The organism is Peribacillus frigoritolerans, assembly GCF_040250305.1.
In the GTDB taxonomy this organism is placed as follows: Bacteria; Bacillota; Bacilli; order Bacillales; family DSM-1321; genus Peribacillus.
On sequence record NZ_CP158190.1, the window covers coordinates 2,421,284 to 2,441,753 of the forward strand.

The window sequence follows — 20,470 nt, forward strand, 5'->3', positions numbered from 1 at the left end:
GGTGCATGGAGCTTAAAAAATGGTGTTACCAGGACCTTGATAACTATAATAACCCCCTTTGGAAAATATCCATTGGGGGTTTTTTATTGGACTGAAGACTCTATCTGTAATCGACAACATCCACTTGCTTTTCATGAGAGATGTACTTTTATAGTAATAAATCGTATCTAGTACCTCAGAAAATCAGGTTGCTTCTCATCTCTCTTGATTCTCCAAATAGTCGATCGCTCTTTTTAACCGGTCAAGTCCGTCCAGCAGCTTAGCTTTGGGACATCCTACATTCAATCTGATAAAACAGCTCCCTGATTCTCCAAATGTTTCACCCGGCATGATCGCCACTTTACCTTGATGAACAAGGGCATCTTGTATTTGATTGCTGGAATAAGGTAGTTGCGAGACATCAATCCAGGCGAGGTAGGTGGATTCGGGTAGATGGAAAGAAAGCATCGGTAAGTGTTCCTTTAGAAAAAGCTGAATGATTCGCAAGTTGCCGTATACATATTCCACTAATTCGTCCACCCAATATTCACAATGATTATAAGCAGTGATCACTGCTTCCATTCCAAACACGCTGGCACTCGATAACCCATCTTTATTCTTCAAGGAAATAAGAAAGGCTTCACGAATATCCTTATCTGGTATAAGACAGTATGAACCTCCTAATCCTGGAGTATTGAATGTTTTACTGGCTGACGAGCAGATGCACAATGTATTTGGATCAATGGCCGAATGGACAATCGGTGTATGGGTATTCCCTTCATGGATGATGTCCATATGAATCTCGTCGGAAATGATGTAAACATCATATCGATTGCAAAGGGCTACGATTTTATTCAGTTCTTCACGTGTCCAGACACGACCTGTAGGGTTATGAGGGCTGCAAAGAAGTAACACTTTTGCTTTTGGATGCGCTAGTTTTTCTTCTAAATCTGAAAAATCGATCGAGTATGCTCCTTCATGATAAAATAATTCATTACTTGATATGATGCGTTTATTGTCTCGTATCGTTTTAAAGAATGCATCATATGCTGGTGTTTGAATCACCACGTGATCATCTTCTTCGGTCATTATCTCGATAAGCTTGGAAACGGAGTAGATGACAGAAGGGCTATAGGTAATCCAATCTTCTTCTATAGGACAAACAAAGCGTTTTTTATACCATTGGGTAATTGCGTCTTTGAATGGTAAGTGGTTCCAACGTGTATAACCAAAGATCCCATGTTGCAATCGTTGCTGAATGGCTTGCAAAATTTCAGGTGGGCTTTTGAAATCGGTATCCGAAATCGAGAAGGGGAGAAGGTTTTTCTCCCCGAATCGATCTTGCACGTAATCCCATTGCGTACAAAATGTCCCCCTGCGATCAATCTTCTCATTAAAGTCATGTTGCATGCTGTACAACTCCATTTTCAGGATATTTTATCCATTTGTGATTTTAATAGCCCAACTTGTGGACCAATGACTACTTGTAGATTATGTTCATCAAGAATCACAACTCCGAGAGCTCCACATTCTTCTTTCAAGATTTTTTCGTCGACCTTGTCCATGACATCCACGACGAGGCGAAGGCGGGTTACACAATTATCCAATGATTGAATATTTTCTTTACCACCTAGCGCGGACAATACTTTTTGGGCATTGTAGCTTGTTCCTTTAGTAGTGCTAGAATGGTTGCCAAGGTCATCACTCATCTTTTCCCGCCCTGGAGTCTTTAAATTGAACTTCACGATCGAATAGCGGAAAATCGTATAATAGAGACCAAACCATATCACGCCAACTACAAGAACGAGATACCATTTTGTAGCGAATCCTTGCATAATGCCGAAAATCACGAAATCAAGTATCCCGCCGTCTGTATTGCCAATGGTCACTCCTAGTAGCGCCATTATCATAAATCCTAATCCAGTCATAATGGCGTGAAGTAAAAACAAAGCGGGAGCTACAAATAAGAATAAAAATTCAATAGGTTCTGTAATACCTGTAACAGCAGTGGCGATCACACCAGATAATAATAGTCCCTTAATTTTCTTTCGATTTTCAACGCGAGCCGTATGGTAAATGGCTAATGCAACAGCTGGTAATCCAAACATGAAAGTGGGCATTTTACCTTGTGATAAAAAGGCCGTTGCAGCAGGGCTTATTGCACTTCCATTTTGTAATTGGGCATAGAATATATTCAATGCTCCCGAGATTGTTTTCCCATTGACAACCTCTGTACCACCAGCTTCCGTAAAACGGATCATCGCCACTAGGATGTGATGCAAGCCGAAAGGAAGTAATAATCGTTCACCAGCACCGAATAAAAATGGGCCAAAAATGCCAGAGTTATTTATGATGGCACCGATACCGGCGATGGCCGTTGCAAAAACCGGCCAAATCATTGGCAGTAGAAGCCCCACAATGGACAAGGTGAATGCGGTTACAATAGGGACAAATCGTGCTCCGCCGAAAAAGGCGAAAGCGTCTGGCAATTTAATTTCATAGAAACGATTATGTAACAAATACACGATAATACCAGCAATGATACCACCAAGTACACCCATTTCTATCGTTTGAAGCCCCATTACCATTCCTTGCCCAGCTTGGCGCAATTGTTCAGGATCTGCCAATGTTCCCGTTTCTGTTAAGTAAAAATTGATGGCTAAATTCATGATTACATACCCGGTAAAACCTGAGAAAGCAGCTACACCTTTTTCATAGCGCACCAGACCCATGGGAATGGCCATGGCAAATAGTACAGGTAAATAAGTAAAGGCAAAGCCTCCTATTGTCGCCAAGAAACTAAAGCTGAATTGAAGGAACGAATTATCCAAAAAAGGAAAGGCTTCGATGGTAGTCGGGCTTGTGAACGAGCTACCAATTCCTAATATCAGCCCCATGAATGCCAATAAAGCAACAGGAAGCATGAAGGTCTTGCCTAGCCCTTGGAAAAACTCCCAAAGCTGTGATTTTAGACGCTTATTATTTTTCATTATTCTGACTCCTTCCGGCGGATAAACATAGCTTAAATATACACTCACGACCGAAATTATCAATTGCTTACATACTACATGTATGAGCGTACATTTTTTGTATAGACAAACATTTCCGACCGTTTTAGACAAAGGGAAAAAGACCCGTAAAAGACAGCTCCAATTTCTACGGGTCTTTTAGGAATCTTTATACTTCTCCAAATAGGTTAAAATAATAAAATCCAAAATGATGCTTAACGGGAAACGGGAACTCATATCCATTTCACCATAATAGCAATTGATCACGTGTGCCTGGAAAGATAAATCGACTTCTTGTTGTAAGCGATTATTATGTTGACCCGTGATGGAAATCGTTTTAACGTTGCGTTTCTTTAAAAGTGAGGCGTATTCCAATGTGTAAAGCGTTTCGCCACTATAAGAAACTAAGATAGCTAAATCATCTTCACTTAAACTATTCGCGACACTTCTCAATTCATCCCAATCTTCACGGGCACTGCTTATTTTCCCGGAGAACATTAGTTTCCTTGATGCATCTACGCAAGGGGGAAGTGAATTTCCTACACCAAAGAACTCCACATGCTTACTGTCATGTATATATTTGGCTGCTTCACTTATTTTTCCTTCATCTATATAATCAATCGTGCTTTCTATCTCCTGCTTGACGCGATCGATATGTGTACTTAAGAATCCAGAATGAGAAAAAACAGTATTATGGGGCTCTTTTGTCACTTCTTTTTTTAATGAATATTTGAAATCTTGAAAGCCGCGAAACCCTAATTGCTGACATGTTCTACTAATGGTAGCTGTGGATACGAAGAGTTTTTTCGCTAGCTCATCTACATTCATATGCACTACAATCTCATGATGATGCAAAATGAACTCTAGCACGCCCATCTCTAATTGGCTCAGCCGTTCGCGGTGCTGAGACAAGCGCTTCAGAAAAACTTGCATGATACTCACCCTCTTTATTATGAATCAGACCTTGTAGTCTATCATAATCGTAAATTGAGAAAGTAGGAAGTTGAATATTATATTAGTGAGGCCATTTTAATAAAATTTCCGATGTGAAGTGTCATTATCGTTATTTTGGCTGTTTGCTTTTTATTGTAGTTTTGGGAAACAAAACAAGAAAGCGGTGTCTGCCTTATTGTGGCGGCACCGCTTTGTTATGGAACGATTATTTAAGCAGCTTACATATCATGACTGCTATTATGCTTCTGACGGGAGTGCTGTCTGTTTTTAACCTTATGAGAACCGCTTAACGGTGCAGGTTGACCTGGATTATTTCCTTTAGGAGCATTTTTTCGAATATCTTTACCATCGTTTTTGTTCATGTTCGATCCCTCCTATCTCTTAAGATAATCAGTCCGTGAAATTTTATTCACATACATATATTTGCAAACCTCGTACATGCTATGGATGGACACTATATTTAAGGAGCTGAACCCAAATGCAGGATAAACAAGATAAGCGAAGGACTTTCCAGGAAGCCCAGCAAAGTTATCAGCAAGTATTTGATGTATACTCATCCATTGAGAAAAACGCACCGAATTACGGAACGGAATTGAAACATGTGAAGCAGGAAGTGAACGAGGCCTATCAGCAAATACAATCTGCTTTAGTCACCGCTTCCGAACATCAGAAAGAACAATTGAAAAAATTCGAACAGGATATTCAGACAATCGTCAATGAGGTGAATTCTGGGGACTATTGAGTGACGGATTCTATCGTCATGAGTTTTGCGCGTATTACTTTTGCGTTTCCTGATTTTAGAATGGAATAGGCTTTTTGAAAAATGCAGAACATCTGCCATTTCAAAAAGCCTATCCTGTTTAAAGCCTAGAAATGAGGGAAATCATTGGTTTTTCTTTCTTTTTTTATTGTTTTGCCTTTGCATTTCCGATAATGGCGGTTCATTTCCCAATTCATCATTGTATCCAGCTCCATTACCTTGCGCTTTTGCAGCATTCATACCCGGTATAACATGATTTGCCTTTTGTTTTGTCATTTCGACACCTCCACCCATAGAATGCGATAATGTCGAATGATTATGTATGAAGTACTAATATGTTTTGCTGGAATAATTTATCAGGCCATAAATAGGGGTATTTTCATTAAAACTCATATCAGCAAGGCCTTCATAAATGCACTTTAATATGTGGGGGATTTTTTTCTATAAGGGAAACTTATCAAAAACAATAACTTTCTTGTTATTTACTTATACTCATTTCTATATTAGTATTAAGTTGAAGGAAAAGTTAGGGTGGGAGAAGAGAGAGAAAATTCGACAAACTAACTTTTTTACTTATATTTATAGTAAACATGGTTTCAGTGAACCAGGTTTTACTTTTATGTGCAGAATACGTTCTGACAGTTTAATAGGGGGTAATATTCATGACGAAAAATGACGTATACCAAGCGCGTAAGTCCTTTGAAATTGAAGGGAAACGCTACAACTACTACAGCCTAGACGCTATTGAAAAAGCAGGGGATGGCAAAGTATCACGCCTTCCATATTCCATTAAAGTATTACTTGAAGCGGTACTTCGCCAAGTAGACGGAAGAGTAATCACTAAAGAACACGTTGCGAACCTTGCTAAATGGGGAACAAGCGAGCAACAAGATATAGATGTTCCGTTCAAGCCATCACGTGTAATCCTACAAGATTTCACTGGTGTTCCAGTTGTTGTTGATTTAGCTTCTTTACGTAATGCTTTCGCAGCACTTGGTGGAGATCCTGACAAAATCAACCCGGAAATCCCGGTTGACCTTGTAATTGACCACTCTGTACAAGTTGATAAAGCTGGTACGATGGATTCCCTTGATGCCAATATGGATCTTGAATTCGAACGTAATGCAGAACGTTACCAGTTCCTAAGCTGGGCTCAAAAATCATTCAACAACTATCGTGCTGTTCCACCGGCAACTGGTATCGTTCACCAAGTTAACCTAGAGTACCTTGCGAACGTGGTTCACGCTGTTGAAACTCCAAACGGCGACTTCGAAGTATTCCCTGATTCTGTTTTCGGTACAGATTCACATACTACAATGATCAACGGTATTGGTGTTCTTGGTTGGGGTGTCGGCGGTATCGAAGCAGAAGCAGGCATGCTTGGACAGCCTTCTTACTTCCCAGTTCCAAAAGTGGTTGGTGTTAAACTGACTGGTCAACTTCCTAAAGGTACAACAGCTACTGACCTTGCATTGAAAGTAACACAAGTTCTTCGTGCACACGGCGTAGTTGGTAAATTCGTTGAGTTCTACGGCCCAGGAGTAGGATACCTTCCACTTGCTGACCGTGCAACAATCGCTAACATGGCTCCTGAATACGGTGCTACAGTTGGTTTCTTCCCTGTTGATGCAGAAGCGATCGATTACATGCGCTTAACAGGCCGTGATGAAAAACAAATTAAAGTGGTTGAATCATACTGCAAAGAAAATGGTTTGTTCTACTCTCCTGAAAACGAAGATCCAGCATACAATGATGTTGTGGAAATCGACCTTTCAGCAATTGAACCAAACCTTTCAGGCCCTAAACGCCCGCAAGATTTGATTCCACTTTCTCAAATGAAAAAATCTTTCCATGACGCCATCAACGCACCTATGGGCAACCAAGGTTTTGGCATGGACAATTCTGAATTGGATAAAGAAGTAACTGTTAAATTTGCCGATGGTAAAGAAACGGTAATGAAAACAGGTGCGATTGCAATTGCTGCAATCACAAGCTGTACGAACACTTCTAACCCGTACGTAATGCTTGGAGCAGGTCTTATTGCTAAAAAAGCAGTTGAAAAAGGCTTGACTGTTCCGGATTATGTAAAAACATCATTGGCACCAGGTTCTAAAGTTGTTACTGGTTACCTTCGTGATGCAGGTCTTCAACCATACCTTGATCAATTAGGATTCAACGTAGTTGGTTACGGCTGTACAACATGTATCGGTAACTCAGGTCCGTTGGCTGACGAAATCGAAGCAGCTGTTGCTGAAGCAGATCTTCTAGTAACTTCAGTACTTTCTGGTAACCGTAACTTTGAAGGTCGTATTCATCCACTAGTGAAAGCAAACTATCTTGCTTCTCCAACTTTGGTTGTTGCATATGCACTTGCTGGTACTGTGGACTTCGATCTTAACAATGATTCACTTGGTAAAGACAAAGATGGTAACGATGTATATCTTGCTGATATCTGGCCATCACAAGAAGAAGTTAACGCTGCTGTTAAAGCAACAGTTACACCGGAATTATTCCGTAAAGAATACGAAACAGTATTCAACGATAACAAACGTTGGAATGAAATCCAAACAAGCAACGAAGCGATTTATGCTTTTGATTCTAAATCAACATACATTCAAAATCCTCCATTCTTTGAAGGATTATCACCAGAACCGGGTTCAGTTAACCCACTTTCCGGCTTGCGTGTAGTTGGTAAATTCGGTGACTCAGTTACAACTGACCACATTTCTCCTGCAGGTGCAATCGGTAAAGATACACCAGCTGGTATCTATCTTCGTGAAAACGGTGTGAAACCGCGTGACTTTAACTCTTACGGTTCTCGTCGTGGTAACCATGAAGCGATGATGCGCGGAACGTTCGCAAACATCCGTATCCGTAACCAAGTTGCTCCAGGTACAGAAGGTGGATACACAACTTACTGGCCAACAGGCGATGTAATGGCTATCTATGATGCTTGTATGAAATACAAAGCAGATGGAACAGGTCTTGCAGTAATCGCTGGTAAAGACTATGGTATGGGAAGCTCTCGTGACTGGGCTGCGAAAGGTACTAACCTTCTTGGCATCAAAACAGTCATCGCTGAAAGCTTTGAACGTATTCACCGTTCTAACCTTGCATTAATGGGTGTTCTTCCACTTCAATTCAAAGAAGGCGAAAACGCTGAAACGCTTGGATTGACTGGTAAAGAGGCGATCGCAGTTAAAATCGACGAAACAGTTAAACCGCGTGATATCGTAACAGTTACAGCTACTGATGAAGCTGGAAACGTAAAAGAATTTGATGTACTTGTTCGTTTCGATTCCGAAATCGAAATCGACTACTACCGTCACGGTGGTATCCTTCAAATGGTATTACGTAATAAATTAAAAGGCTAATTTCAGCTTTTAGGAAGCGGTAAACCTACTTATCAGGTTTACCGCTTTTTTTGTGTCAAGTTTATGAAACAATGTGATATCATGTTATGATTTAAAGGAATTGCACTTTTCCGGAGATCCTTTTATTGTTAAGATGGAATAGGGAAGTTGTTCTATTTCTGGAAATGGACTAATATTTTTATTGTAATGGGACTAGGGGGACGAGTATGCTTAAAAAAATTATTGCTTCGGTGGCCTTACTATCACTTATTACTGTAGCGATCGTGCAGGCGATGGATAATGACTCAAAGGAAAATGACGAAAAAGATGCTTTAGGCGGATTGAAAATAGGAGCTAAAGCACCCAATTTCTCCCTGAAAACTTTGGATGGGAAACAAGTTGAATTATCGGATTATAAGGGCAAAAAGGTTATGCTGAATTTTTGGGCAACGTGGTGTCCGCCTTGCAAGAAGGAAATGCCGGATATGGAGAAATATACACAGCAAGCGGGTGATGATGTCGTCGTACTTGCCGTCAATATTGACCCCGAAAATGATGTACAAGCATTTGTAGAGGATAATGGAATTACATTTACCATACCGCTGGACAGTCAAAGTGCCAAAAATCCAGTGAATGAGCGCTACAAGATTCTTAGCATACCGACAACTTACTTCATCGACAAAGAAGGCATCATCAGGAATAAGGTAATTTCAGCCATGCAATTAAAAGATATGGAACGAAATATAAATAGTATGCAGTAGGGGAACTTTATGAAGTTCCACCAGTATTGAAGGAATTAGCGAAATTCGGTGCCCAAACCCGGCTTGGGGCGAGGAGGCTCCCGGACCGCCCGCGGAAAGCGAGTGCCTGGAGAGGAAATCAATGTCCATTGTACAAACCAAAAAAACTGAAGACAAACTCGATTTTCATCGAGGTTAGTCTTCAGTCTGACGGAGCCTTTATGAGGTTCCGTTTTTTGTATGTTAACAAAGTTGTCAAAATTTAATGGAAAAATCAAAAAAATCAAAAAATATGGTTAATGTTCATGGAAAAAGGGTTAAAGTATAGAGAGCCGATAATGGAATTTTAAACAGATTAAAAATCTGATAATTATGACAATTAAAGGGATGTAAACCATATAGTCATAATTTTACGTTAATTTGGCAATACTGAAAATTATATTAAAAATAAGTAGGTGAAAAGCATGAAAAAAAGAAAAAGGACATTTGAAGAATTAATTAAAGAAAACAAAAGGGAATTATTGATGGACGTTAAGCAAATGGAAAGACTTGAGGAACGTCTTGAAAAAAAACATATGCAAAAGGCCGAATAGGTTTTGCTTAAAAAGAGCCAGTACCATGAAGGTCCCTTCAAGGTGCTGGCTCTTTTTTCATGGCTTTTTCAAAAACTGGCATTCATGAATTTCCTCTTTTTTATCCATGATAAGAGAAGGATAAGAGAAGGAGGCGATAAAATGGGTAATCCAAAAAAAGATTCCAAACACTTTAGACCGAGCCATCTAGGGACACAACCAATAGCTGCAGGTGGGAATAACGGTAAGAAAATGCAGGACAAATCCGGGAAACATCCTCAGGTCATTCAAACTAAAGGCGAGTAATCAAGGCTTAATAAAGTAATCGTAATAATATTATGTAAATAAAAAAACATGAGGTGAAATTAATGGGCACAAATAAGCACAATCCGGATAATCGTTTGGATAATGTTGAAAAAATTCAAGATGCTATAGAAAATACGGAAGAAAACATAATCGCTGCAAATGAAACGTTATCATTCTCTTCAGGGGAGGAAAAACAGGCAATTCAGGCTAAAAATGAACGAAGAAGAAAGAGCATTGATGGAATGAAGGAAGAAATGCAAGATGAGCAGGAAGCACGGGAAAGCGGTTATAGTAACGATAATATGTAAGCAACTAGGTAAGGGGAGAAAGAGGCGGGAAATCTTTCTCCTCTTTTATTTAGGTTCATTGAAGGGAAGCAGCCCAGATTAAGACAGCTTAAATGAAATTTGCACAATTGTTATGGTAAAATGTTTATTGCAATAGAAATGAAAGTGGGGAAACAAAATGTTCATAGCTGAAAACGAAATTGAAGTGCGATATGCAGAGACAGATCAAATGGGTGTTGTTTACCATGCGAATTATCTTATATGGATGGAACTGGGCAGGACAAAATTGATAAATGATTTAGGATTTTATTATGCTGATATGGAAGCGGATGGCATCCTCTCACCTGTTATGGATATTCATGCTTCGTATAAAACCCCTGTTAGATATGGTGATAAGGTAAAAGTTAAAACCTGGATTGAAAAATATGACGGCTTGCGGGTCGTTTATGGGTATGAGATCGTCAATGGGAAAAATGAAGTGGCGGCTACTGGTCATTCTTCCCACGTTTGCGTTAAAAAGGAGAGCTTCCGCCCGATATCCATTAAACGCATGTATCCTGAATGGCATGAGGCCTATGAGAAAAATAAAAAGCAGGATGAATTGGTTTAATTACAATTATTGAGGTGAACAAAAATGGCTTTTGGAATTAAACGGGTAGATGTAGTAGCCTGGAAGCAGAAAATCGATCAAGGCCAAATAGCTTTTTTAACTCATTATTGGCTGGATGACCGATTTCCCGGTTGCAAGACGGTTACAAAAGTCGGATGTAAAGATTTACGGCGTTTATCGGAGTGGGGTAAGCAATACGGGCTTAAAAAAGAGTGGATTCATCACAGGAAGGATGGCTATTCACATTTCGATCTTTTAGGGGAAAAGCAAGCGGAAATTCTTAGGGCGGAAGATATTAAAGAGCGTCTGCTCGATTGAACAAGAAAAAACAGCGGTTACACCGCTGCTTTATTGTCAAGCGCTCTTTTCATAGTGAAATTCTGGTTCAGTCAGTTTTTCATTAAAAGTAATAAGTAAATCGTGACCATCAAAGTACCATAAATCTTTTTCTTCTACATAAAAATTAATCTCATTCATAGTTGTTGCGGCTGCAGCAGTTTCAGGTTCTTCCTGCATGATACCTAATGAAAAGCCGCTTTGGACGGTACTATGCCCGCCATATCTTACATAAAAGCGTAAATGAGAGCCTTCTTGAAGCCCCAGCTCATCAATATACCACTTAGCTGCTTGATCGGAAATGGTCAGTTTCATACTCATTCTCCTTCCTAGATGTTCGTTATTTAAGTATAAAGTAATTATGAAGTAGATGCGAATAATGTGCGTTCAAGAAAGGAAATAACCCATGGATATTATCTATAATATTTGTTTCATAACCCGAAAAAAATTCAACGAAGTCGAAGTGTTGATGCTATTTCGCCAAAAGAATCCCAATAAGCATAAATGGAATGGTATAGGCGGGAAGATAGAACAAGGTGAAACCATCGATGAATCGATGGAACGCGAAATTTTTGAAGAAACTGGATTGAAAGTAAGGGGGATGGCCTTTCGAGGGATCGTGACATGGAATCAAACGGGTGGAATGTATGTTTACAGAGCTGAAGATGCAGGGGGCGGGCTATCTGCCTGTGATGAAGGGGAACTTGCCTGGAAGCCATATCAATGGGTTATGGAGGCAATTGATGTTGTGTCCAACATAAAGTATTACCTAAAAGATATATTACAGGATGAACCACCACAAGAATTTGTCTGTACCTATGAAAATGAACAATTAATATCAGTCAAAAAAAAGCCTTTGCCTGATTGGGCAAAAGAATTGACTTTCAATTGAAAACCGCCCATGTGCGGTTTTTTTGCTTTTTCTGATTCCTAAGCTAAATATCACAAAGTAGCAGAAGAATATTAAGGATTTTGGTATTTTTATGCAAGATACTGAAGTTATTTATTGTGACGATTTACGGAAAACGAAATGTTAAAAGGGAGTACGGAAATATCCCGATTTATAAGGCAAGAGTATTTAAATATTAACTGGCAGGATTCCATAGAGGAACGAAAAGGAAATACTATTATACGACGAAATTGATTGCTCGGTTTCTAATCCGTAAGGTAGTTTCGCACACATATGAGTATCCACAAAAATAGCTGCAGATTCCTGCAGCTATTTTGTATTTCCCTTTTCTTTTTCTTTTGCTTCAGCCTCGGCAAGCTTTCTCAGCAAAACGGGTGTAGGCATATGCATGATTTGCTCTAAAGGCAAGTTTAGTGACTTGGATAACTTTAATGCGGTTTCCGGTGATATTTGCAATGGCTTCATGGCACTTTCTCCTATCGATATTTAATAGCTAGTTCCAGTGTAGCCTCTGTTCTTCAATTATTCAATCCTTACTTGACCATTTATCCACCATACTATTCATTTGATGGGCAGTTAAGGTAAAAGAATTTTAGGTCCTTTTACCTTGACAAAAGACTTAGATTGAGGCCAAAATAAAAATATGTGTAGTCTAAATGAATTATTTATTTGATCTGAATCTAATTATTTTTATTTGAATTGGATACAAAGGCCTATATAGTGTTGGTGGAATATCTTGGATCCGCTTTATCGTGAAATACAAAATCAGGGGGAGTGGGATATGGGGATCTTCATGAAAGCGAAGCCGGAAAAAGCAATCTGGTTTCAAAAAGCAAAAGAAACAGATGGCATATTGGATGTAAGCAGTGAACAGGTGAAACTGCAGGTGACTATCATCGATTTAACTGAATTCGATTTAAAGCTGATCCATGCCTTTAGAGAGGCAATCGAGCCCCAGGTAGAGGGAGTTGTTGATGCCTTTTATCAAACGATTCTGCAGGTTCCTGAATTGAAAGGGATTATTACGTCGCACAGCACAGTGGGAAAATTGAGGAAAACGTTAATTACTCATATGTTATCTTTATTCAATGGTGTGATTGACGATGAGTTTGTTGAATTACGGAATAAGGTGGCTAAGACTCATTATCGTATTGGCCTACAGCCCCTGTGGTATTCATCCGGTTTTCAAAATGTTCAAAATCACTTGCAAAGAATTGTCTTTGATCAAACCAAGAATGAAGAAGAACAGCGGGCATTAATATCAGCGATAGGAAAAATACTCAATCTGGAACAGCAGTTAGTCCTTGAGGCATATGAAGTGGAAAATTTAAATGCTAGGGAAAATCAATATAAAGAAATAAAAGAGGAAGTGAGAAGGAAAATCTCGTTAGTTAGTGAAGAAGTCTTGAATTTAAGTGAAGAAACAGATGCTTCCGTTAAGCAATTGATAGAAAACGGGCAATATATCAAATTGCAGATTGCAACGCGCGCTGAACAATCACTTCGTTCAAAAACAATGGCTGAAGAGGGACAGAATCGCATGCAAATCTTAACGGAAAAGATACAAAACCTTGTTATTTTCATGAAAAATGTTGATGAAAAGATCGTTTTATTAAACCAATCCTTCGTAAGCATTACCGAGTTTGTTAAGCTTGTACAGGGAATGGCCGACCAGACAAATTTACTTTCATTGAACTCAGCCATCGAGGCAGCACGGGCAGGTGAACATGGTAGTGGATTTGCGGTCGTTTCGAATGAGGTCAGGAAACTTGCTGAACAGACTAAAAAATCGATAACTGAAATAGATGCAATCGTACAAACATCAAATGAATATATGAAAGATGTTGTTGATTCAGTCCTAAGGGTCAAGGAAGTCGTTCAAGCAGGCGAGAAGGAATCGGAGTTAACAGAAAATTCCTTCAATGAAATAATCGGAGTCATCAAAGGGAATATAACGGATTCTGCAGAAATGGAAATGACAATTCAGGGATTAGTGTCAATCATCCAGGAAATCGGAAACGCCACTGAAATGGTTTCGAGGCATGCCGGTATCCTGAATAACACGGCAAATGAATTGTAGAATGGAAAATAGGCCCATGCATACGGGCCTATTTTTCACTTGGATATGGTGTGTTTTACAACCACTTTACCTTCGGTTCAGTTTTATCGATAATCCGCTTGATATTTGCGCGATGCCGGTAAAAAATGAAGATCGTTATTAAACTGATTACAATAATGAGCGCCAAATCTTCAATATGAAAAACTAAACTGTAGATGAGAGCAAGTAGACAAGCAATCATGGATGAAAGCGAGACATATTTGGATATGTATAAGGATATAAAGAAGATGATGACGGCAAAGACAAAAAACCATGGTTCATAAGCAAGAATGACACCAGCAGAAGTTGCCACCGCTTTTCCGCCCCGAAAGTTTGCAAAAATGGGAAACATATGACCGATTACCGCAATAACTCCAGCTAACAATAAATGCATGTCCACGCCTAGTATATACGGCAGAAAAGTTGCTAGGGTACCCTTAAGTATATCCATGATAGTAACGGTTAGCCCTGCCTTGACACCAAGTGTCCTGAAGGTATTTGTCCCGCCTAGATTCTTACTGCCATGCTCACGGATGTCGATTTTGTAGAAAGTTTTACCGATTATTAAACCGGAAGGAATCGAGCCGATCAGGTAGGCAGCCAGTATAGTGATAAATGTAAGCATTCTATTACCCTTTCTTTTAAGAAAAATCTTCTTTTTTTATCACGTTCAAGGGACGATTGTTCCCTTTTTCAAAAATAAACGTGTAGAAATAGCCAAAAACAGCCTTAAAATGCCTGTTAAGCTTCTCTTATTGTAACATTTTCGTGACAAAATGGTACGGCTGTCCAAAAAAAAATCCACTAAAAAAATGAATTTTCCTTGATGAACTTACATCTTTTGATATACGTTAAGTTCATGAAGGGTAAAAGGTTTAGCCTTCCTTATTTTCGTAAATATAAAATGAAGGATGCCTCCTTGTATAAATTGTTACAATACGTGGTAGTCTGTATGAACATAAAGGCAGTTAAGTGAGTCATGCCTTTTCGAAACCTATTATTTCTTGTATAATGGTTTTTCTTAATAATGGTAATCCGTAAAATACACTTGTTAAGGAATACTCTTTATTCAAATATTACATTTTATTATAAAGGGGATTGAAAAGAATGATAGAAAATCCAAGCAGAGAAGAAATGGGAAAGATGTTGAAAAATTCGAAGCGCATCGCTGTCGTTGGTTTATCTGATAACCCTGAGCGCACTTCATATATGGTATCGAAGGCTATGCAGGATAGCGGTTATGAAATCATCCCGGTAAACCCTGCTGTATCTGAAGTGCTGGGTGTGAAGGCAGTTAAAGCCCTGAAAGATATTGAAGGGCACGTCGATATCGTCAATGTTTTCCGCCGTTCAGAGTTCCTTCCTGAGATAGCCAAGGAATTTGCTGAAATCGATGCAGATATCTTTTGGGCGCAGCTAGGGGTGGAAAATGAAGAAGCGTATAATTTTTTGAAAGAAAAAGGATATACTGTCATCATGAATCGATGCATAAAAGTCGAACACGCCCTTACTAAGTAAAAATGAAGAGCGGAACTTCCGCTCTTTTTTTAAGGTATCGCTGTATCTCAACCCGGAGATAAACTAAAATGCAGGGAAAATTTAAGCCATTAAAGCTTAATTTGATTAAAATAATAAAAGTATATTTGCCAAATGAAAATTTACCGCTACAATTAGAATGGTAGCTATGATACGTTTTCATGTTCCAATCAAGGTGCTAACGCTAATAAAAGGGACGAAAAAAATAGAACACTTGTTCTTTATTCGTAAAAGTATTATACTTTTTATATGATATTAACGTATGAATGGATTTATTAAGCTAGTGAGTCATTTCATTGCAGTATGATTTGGCCCGGAAATTGTGTTTAGTAAGGAAAGGGGAATTTCTGTGGCAAAGAAAGTAAAAACAATCGAGTACAATGATGATGCAATTCAGGTACTGGAAGGACTCGAAGCGGTCAGAAAACGTCCCGGTATGTATATCGGCAGTACTGATGCACGCGGACTTCATCATTTAGTGTACGAGATTGTAGATAACTCCGTAGATGAGGCTTTAGCTGGATATGGAGACCAAATTAGTGTGAAAATACATAAAGATAACAGTGTAAGTGTGTCTGATAAAGGGCGCGGAATGCCTATTGGCATGCATAAATTAGGTAAACCGACGCCTGAAGTCATTTTGACGATTCTTCATGCTGGAGGTAAATTTGGACAAGGCGGATATAAAACGAGTGGAGGCCTTCATGGAGTCGGTGCTTCGGTCGTTAACGCGTTGTCTGAATGGCTTGTCGTGACGATCAAAAGGGACGGGTTCATTTACGAACAACGGTTTTTCAATGGCGGAAAGCCAGAAACCACACTGGAGAAAATCGGTAAAACCAATCAAGCCGGTACCAAGATCCACTTCAAGCCCGATCCAAAAATATTTTCGGTGACTACTTTTAATTATGAGATCTTATGTGAGCGTCTTCGCGAATCAGCCTTTCTTTTAAAAGGCATGAAGATAGAATTGACGGATGAGCGTAACGACCATAATGAAGTTTTTCACTATGAAAATGGAATTGAAGCGTTTGTCGATTATTTAAATGAAGAAAAAGAGACCCTTCATAGTGTAGTCAGCTTAGAAGGGGAACAAAATGGGATAGAAGTCGAACTCGCCTTTCAATTCAACGATGGCTATTCAGAGAATATTTTAAGCTTTGTCAATAATGTTCGTACAAAAGATGGAGGCACCCATGAGATTGGCGCAAAAACGGCCATGACACGGGCATTTAATGATTATGCCAGAAAGATGGGGCTATTGAAGGAAAAAGATAAAAACCTCGAAGGTACCGATATACGTGAAGGCTTGTCTTCAATCATTTCAGTACGTATCCCTGAAGAACTTCTTCAATTCGAAGGACAAACCAAGAGCAAGCTTGGAACAAGTGAAGCCCGTTCTGCAGTCGATTCCATCGTATCAGAGCACTTAGCCTACTTTTTTGAAGAAGATCCGACCACGAGTACCCTATTGGTTAAAAAAGCGATTAAAGCGTTCCAAGCAAGGGAAGCGGCACGCAAGGCTCGTGAAGACGCAAGAAGCGGGAAGAAACGGAAAAAATCCGATGCCATCCTTTCTGGGAAATTAACACCAGCTCAATCGAAAAATCCCGAACGGAATGAACTGTATCTTGTAGAAGGGGACTCTGCTGGGGGATCCGCTAAACAAGGACGAGATCGCCGTTTCCAAGCAGTTCTTCCATTGCGGGGTAAAGTTATCAATACGGAAAAGGCAAAACTGGCGGATATCTTTAAAAACGAGGAAATAAATACGATCATCCATGCCATCGGCGGAGGTGTCGGGGCGGAATTCAATACGCCGGACACTAACTATGATAAAGTGATCATCATGACTGATGCCGATACGGATGGAGCCCATATCCAAGTGCTGCTGCTGACATTCTTTTATCGCTATATGAAGCCGTTAATAGAGGCAGGAAAGGTTTACATTGCCTTGCCCCCTTTATATAAAGTGAGTAAAGGGACCGGGAAGAAAGAAGTCATTGAATATGCTTGGAGCGACGAGGAGCTTCAGGGAGCGATAGACAAGGTGGGGAAAGGCTATATGATTCAGCGCTATAAAGGGCTGGGTGAGATGAATGCCGATCAATTATGGGATACCACCATGAATCCGGAAACAAGGACATTGATACGTGTGAAGATCGATGATGGGGCACGTGCGGAAAGACGTGTGACAACTTTGATGGGAGATAAGGTTGAACCGCGTCGTAAGTGGATTGAAGCCAATGTCGCTTTTGGTCTCGAAGAGGAATCGAATATTTTAGATAATGAAAATATGTCGATTGAAGAGGAGGTCAATAACGATGGTATTTGAAGAAACGTTTCGGGATTTGCCGCTTGAAGAGGTAATTGGTGACCGCTTCGGGCGTTATAGTAAATATATTATTCAAGATCGGGCACTTCCAGATGCAAGGGACGGTTTAAAACCGGTGCAGCGCAGGATATTGTATGCGATGCATGTCGAAGGAAATACTCAGGAAAAAGGATTTAGGAAATCCGCAAAAACGGTCGGTAATGTAATTGGTAACTATCACCCTCACGGAGATTCATCCGTTTATGAGGCAATGGTTCGGATGAGCCAAGACTGGAAGCTGCGGAAGGTCATGGTCCAAATGCACGGAAACAACGGTAGTATTGATGGAGATCCGCCTGCTGCGATGCGATATACGGAAGCAAGGCTTTCATCGATTGCCTCCGAGATGCTGCGGGATATTGAAAAAAGGACGGTCGATTTTGTACCGAACTTTGATGATACTTCGGAAGAGCCCATTGTATTGCCTGCAATGTTCCCTAACCTGCTTGTAAATGGCTCTACAGGAATTTCAGCAGGCTATGCCACTGAAATCCCGCCACATCAATTAGGTGAAGTCATTGATGCGGCCATTATGCGAATCGATAAGCCGGAAGCGACTGTCGCTGACTTAATGACGGTCATTAAAGGGCCGGATTTTCCTACTGGCGGTATCATTCAAGGCATTGAAGGCATTCGTAAGGCCTATGAAACAGGTAAAGGGAAAATAATCATTCGCGGGTTGGCGGAAGTGGAAACGATTCGGGGCGGCAAACAGCAAATCGTCATCACTGAAATCCCATATGAAGTCAATAAAGCCAACCTTGTTAAGAAAATGGATGAGTTCCGTCTAGACCGGAAAGTGGAAGGTATCGCCGAAGTAAGAGATGAAACCGACCGTACAGGACTGCGCATTGTCATCGAACTGAAAAAAGAAGCAGATGCAAATGGAGTCCTGCATTATTTATACAAAAATTCCGATCTCCAAATTGCATACAATTTCAATATGGTCGCGATTTATAAAAAACGGCCAACATTGATGAGCCTGCCAAAAATGCTCGATGCATATATCGAACACCGTAAAGAGGTAATCGTGAACCGTTCACGTTATGAATTGCAAAAGGCACATGACCGGGCACATATCGTCGATGGTTTAGTGAAGGCTTTGTCTATATTAGATGAGGTCATCGCTGTCATCCGTGCATCTAAAGACAAACGGAATGCCAAAGATAACCTCATTGCTAAATTCGATTTTACAGAAGCGCAAGCTGAAGCCATTGTCTCCTTGCAGCTATACAGGCTGACAAATACGGATATTACAGCACTTGAAGCAGAGGCAGCGGAATTGAAAAACAAAATTGAGGAATTGACAAAGATTCTTGGCAGTGAAAAAGTTCTTCTTCAAGTAATTAAAAAAGAACTTCGATTCATTAAAAAGGGCTTTGATGACGGACGGCGTTCCAAAATCGAAAAAGAAATTGAAGAAATCAAAATCAATCTTGAAGTCTTGATTGCGAGTGAGGACGTGATGGTGACCGTGACGAAAGAAGGCTATGTCAAACGGACTTCGTTACGATCTTATGCAGCATCAGGCGGTCTTGATTTTGGCATGAAGGATTCCGATCGCCTGCTCCAGAGGTTGGAGATGAATACAACGGATGTCCTGTTGCTATTCACATCCAAAGGGAACTACCTCTATTGTCCAGTTCATCAGCTTCCTGATATTCGCTGGAAGGAAACCGGTCAGCATATCGCGAACATCATTCCAATCGACAGGGAAGAACAAATCATAAAAGCGATTCCAATCAAAGAGTTTGCCGTGCCGGAATTCTTAGTGTTCATCACGAAAAATGGTATGGTGAAAAAGACAGAATTAGCTTCCTATAAAGCCCAGCGTCATTCAAAACCGCTGGTTGGTGTCAATTTAAAAGGTGACGATGAACTTGTCGATGTCCATCATACCAATGGACAGGCTGACCTTTTCCTGGTCACCCATAACGGCTATGGTTTATGGTTTGATGAAGAAGAAGTAAGTATTGTCGGTGTTCGGGCAGCAGGAGTCAAAGGGATTAATTTGAAAGAAGATGACTATGTCATTGGCGGAAAGGTTTTGGCCAAGGATAGTAAAGAATCGATCTTTATCGTTACACAGCGCGGTGCCATAAAGAAAATGAAACTAACCGAGTTTGAAAAAACGAGCCGGGCAAAACGCGGTGTCGTGGTCTTGAGGGAATTGAAATCGAATCCTCATAGGGTCATTGGATTTGATATCATTAACAAAACGGACAGTCTATTCATTCTTTCTGAAAAGGGGACCATTGAAACGATTCATGCCGCTTCATTAAAAAACCATGATCGATATACGAATGGATCATTTGTTTTTGATGAAACGGTCAGTGGAAAAGCGAAAGAATTATGGAAAATATCATTGGAAGATGACTCCGCCATAGAGCAGTGAATCATTTTTTAAAACGGGATGCTGATCTTGATCAGCATCCCGTTTTATTTTCAAAAAATATCCTTCAAGAAAAAAACCACTTGCCCCGCACTACAAGTTGAGTCCTTTACGGAAGCATCTCTAAATTCAAAAATGACTTATTGAGTCAATTTTAAATCCTAGCATTATGAACCTAATATTATTAAGGGTGCAGCAAATAATTCAATTTTGAATTTTACCATTGATTGAATCAGCGTAACATAACGATTTATT

21 protein-coding genes are annotated in these 20,470 nt (G+C 39.9%); 13 read left to right on the forward strand and 8 right to left on the reverse strand.

Annotation, left to right across the window (positions count from 1 at the left end):
• Window positions 1-195: 195 nt before the first annotated feature.
• The 4 genes from ABOA58_RS11890 to ABOA58_RS11905 all read right to left on the reverse strand — a co-directional run bounded on the left by ABOA58_RS11890 (window position 196) and on the right by ABOA58_RS11905 (window position 4,303).
• Entirely contained in the window at window positions 196-1,389 is a 1,194-nt protein-coding gene (locus ABOA58_RS11890) for a MalY/PatB family protein (protein ID WP_350302455.1), read from the reverse strand.
• 17 nt (window positions 1,390-1,406) lie between these two features.
• Window positions 1,407-2,969, reverse strand: coding sequence for a maltose/glucose-specific PTS transporter subunit IIBC (gene malX, locus ABOA58_RS11895; RefSeq protein ID WP_350302456.1), 1,563 nt, complete (start codon window positions 2,967-2,969; stop codon window positions 1,407-1,409).
• Window positions 2,970-3,146: 177 nt separating this feature from the next.
• Window positions 3,147-3,920 (reverse strand): MurR/RpiR family transcriptional regulator, encoded by a 774-nt coding sequence (locus ABOA58_RS11900; RefSeq protein WP_350302457.1) that lies wholly within the window; start codon window positions 3,918-3,920, stop codon window positions 3,147-3,149.
• A 239-nt stretch (window positions 3,921-4,159) separates the two neighbouring features.
• Window positions 4,160-4,303 carry a small acid-soluble spore protein P gene (locus ABOA58_RS11905; RefSeq protein WP_083450736.1) on the reverse strand — a complete coding sequence of 48 codons (144 nt, stop codon included), beginning with the start codon at window positions 4,301-4,303 and terminating at the stop codon, window positions 4,160-4,162.
• Window positions 4,304-4,419: 116 nt separating this feature from the next.
• Between ABOA58_RS11905 and ABOA58_RS11910 the strand changes: the two genes are divergently transcribed.
• A complete protein-coding gene (locus ABOA58_RS11910) occupies window positions 4,420-4,683 on the forward strand; it encodes a hypothetical protein (RefSeq protein WP_350302458.1) in 264 nt (87 codons plus the stop codon).
• A 141-nt stretch (window positions 4,684-4,824) separates the two neighbouring features.
• Here the strand turns inward: ABOA58_RS11910 and sspO are convergent, their stop codons facing one another.
• The gene (gene sspO, locus ABOA58_RS11915; RefSeq protein ID WP_034312428.1) at window positions 4,825-4,977 is read right to left on the reverse strand and encodes a small acid-soluble spore protein O; all 153 of its coding nucleotides are present in this window, start codon (window positions 4,975-4,977) and stop codon (window positions 4,825-4,827) included.
• A gap of 386 nt (window positions 4,978-5,363) precedes the next feature.
• Here sspO and acnA point away from each other — a divergent pair, with 386 nt between their 5' ends.
• The 7 genes from acnA to ABOA58_RS11950 all read left to right on the forward strand — a co-directional run bounded on the left by acnA (window position 5,364) and on the right by ABOA58_RS11950 (window position 10,887).
• Entirely contained in the window at window positions 5,364-8,075 is a 2,712-nt protein-coding gene (acnA, locus tag ABOA58_RS11920) for an aconitate hydratase AcnA (RefSeq protein ID WP_137023029.1), read from the forward strand.
• A 206-nt stretch (window positions 8,076-8,281) separates the two neighbouring features.
• Complete coding sequence (locus tag ABOA58_RS11925) at window positions 8,282-8,815, forward strand: TlpA disulfide reductase family protein (RefSeq protein ID WP_350302459.1); 534 nt, start codon at window positions 8,282-8,284, stop codon at window positions 8,813-8,815.
• 443 nt (window positions 8,816-9,258) lie between these two features.
• Window positions 9,259-9,387, forward strand: a complete 129-nt coding sequence (locus ABOA58_RS11930; RefSeq protein ID WP_072272906.1) for an FbpB family small basic protein — start codon at window positions 9,259-9,261, stop codon at window positions 9,385-9,387.
• Window positions 9,388-9,528: 141 nt separating this feature from the next.
• Window positions 9,529-9,672 (forward strand): acid-soluble spore protein N, encoded by a 144-nt coding sequence (locus ABOA58_RS11935; RefSeq protein WP_057275900.1) that lies wholly within the window; start codon window positions 9,529-9,531, stop codon window positions 9,670-9,672.
• A gap of 62 nt (window positions 9,673-9,734) precedes the next feature.
• Window positions 9,735-9,980 carry a small acid-soluble spore protein Tlp gene (gene tlp / locus ABOA58_RS11940; protein ID WP_230176396.1) on the forward strand — a complete coding sequence of 82 codons (246 nt, stop codon included), beginning with the start codon at window positions 9,735-9,737 and terminating at the stop codon, window positions 9,978-9,980.
• 157 nt (window positions 9,981-10,137) lie between these two features.
• Window positions 10,138-10,569, forward strand: a complete 432-nt coding sequence (locus ABOA58_RS11945; protein WP_350302460.1) for an acyl-CoA thioesterase — start codon at window positions 10,138-10,140, stop codon at window positions 10,567-10,569.
• Between the two features lie 24 nt (window positions 10,570-10,593).
• Entirely contained in the window at window positions 10,594-10,887 is a 294-nt protein-coding gene (locus ABOA58_RS11950) for a hypothetical protein (RefSeq protein WP_101221898.1), read from the forward strand.
• Window positions 10,888-10,923: 36 nt separating this feature from the next.
• On the opposite strand, the gene ABOA58_RS11955 is transcribed toward ABOA58_RS11950, so the two are convergent.
• Window positions 10,924-11,220 carry a HesB/YadR/YfhF family protein gene (locus tag ABOA58_RS11955; protein ID WP_101221899.1) on the reverse strand — a complete coding sequence of 99 codons (297 nt, stop codon included), beginning with the start codon at window positions 11,218-11,220 and terminating at the stop codon, window positions 10,924-10,926.
• A gap of 91 nt (window positions 11,221-11,311) precedes the next feature.
• Here ABOA58_RS11955 and ABOA58_RS11960 point away from each other — a divergent pair, with 91 nt between their 5' ends.
• Complete coding sequence (locus ABOA58_RS11960; RefSeq protein WP_350302461.1) at window positions 11,312-11,797, forward strand: NUDIX hydrolase; 486 nt, start codon at window positions 11,312-11,314, stop codon at window positions 11,795-11,797.
• 327 nt (window positions 11,798-12,124) lie between these two features.
• Here the strand turns inward: ABOA58_RS11960 and ABOA58_RS11965 are convergent, their stop codons facing one another.
• Entirely contained in the window at window positions 12,125-12,280 is a 156-nt protein-coding gene (locus ABOA58_RS11965; RefSeq protein ID WP_350302462.1) for a YycC family protein, read from the reverse strand.
• Window positions 12,281-12,596: 316 nt separating this feature from the next.
• On the opposite strand from ABOA58_RS11965, the gene ABOA58_RS11970 reads away from it, so the two are divergent.
• Window positions 12,597-13,895: a globin-coupled sensor protein gene (locus ABOA58_RS11970; RefSeq protein WP_350302463.1), complete on the forward strand. Its 1,299-nt coding sequence runs from the start codon at window positions 12,597-12,599 to the stop codon at window positions 13,893-13,895.
• Window positions 13,896-13,950: 55 nt separating this feature from the next.
• Here ABOA58_RS11970 and plsY read toward each other — a convergent pair whose 3' ends face one another.
• The gene (gene plsY, locus ABOA58_RS11975; RefSeq protein WP_350302464.1) at window positions 13,951-14,538 is read right to left on the reverse strand and encodes a glycerol-3-phosphate 1-O-acyltransferase PlsY; all 588 of its coding nucleotides are present in this window, start codon (window positions 14,536-14,538) and stop codon (window positions 13,951-13,953) included.
• Between the two features lie 482 nt (window positions 14,539-15,020).
• Here plsY and ABOA58_RS11980 point away from each other — a divergent pair, with 482 nt between their 5' ends.
• The 3 genes from ABOA58_RS11980 (at window position 15,021) to parC (ending at window position 20,218) form a co-directional block, all read left to right on the forward strand.
• Window positions 15,021-15,431 (forward strand): CoA-binding protein, encoded by a 411-nt coding sequence (locus ABOA58_RS11980; protein ID WP_241588751.1) that lies wholly within the window; start codon window positions 15,021-15,023, stop codon window positions 15,429-15,431.
• 367 nt (window positions 15,432-15,798) lie between these two features.
• On the forward strand, window positions 15,799-17,784 hold the full coding sequence (parE, locus tag ABOA58_RS11985; RefSeq protein ID WP_350302465.1) for a DNA topoisomerase IV subunit B: 1,986 nt from the start codon (window positions 15,799-15,801) through the stop codon (window positions 17,782-17,784).
• Window positions 17,774-20,218, forward strand: coding sequence for a DNA topoisomerase IV subunit A (gene parC / locus ABOA58_RS11990; RefSeq protein WP_350302466.1), 2,445 nt, complete (start codon window positions 17,774-17,776; stop codon window positions 20,216-20,218). Before parE ends, parC begins: the two co-directional genes overlap by 11 nt.
• Window positions 20,219-20,470: the final 252 nt, after the last annotated feature.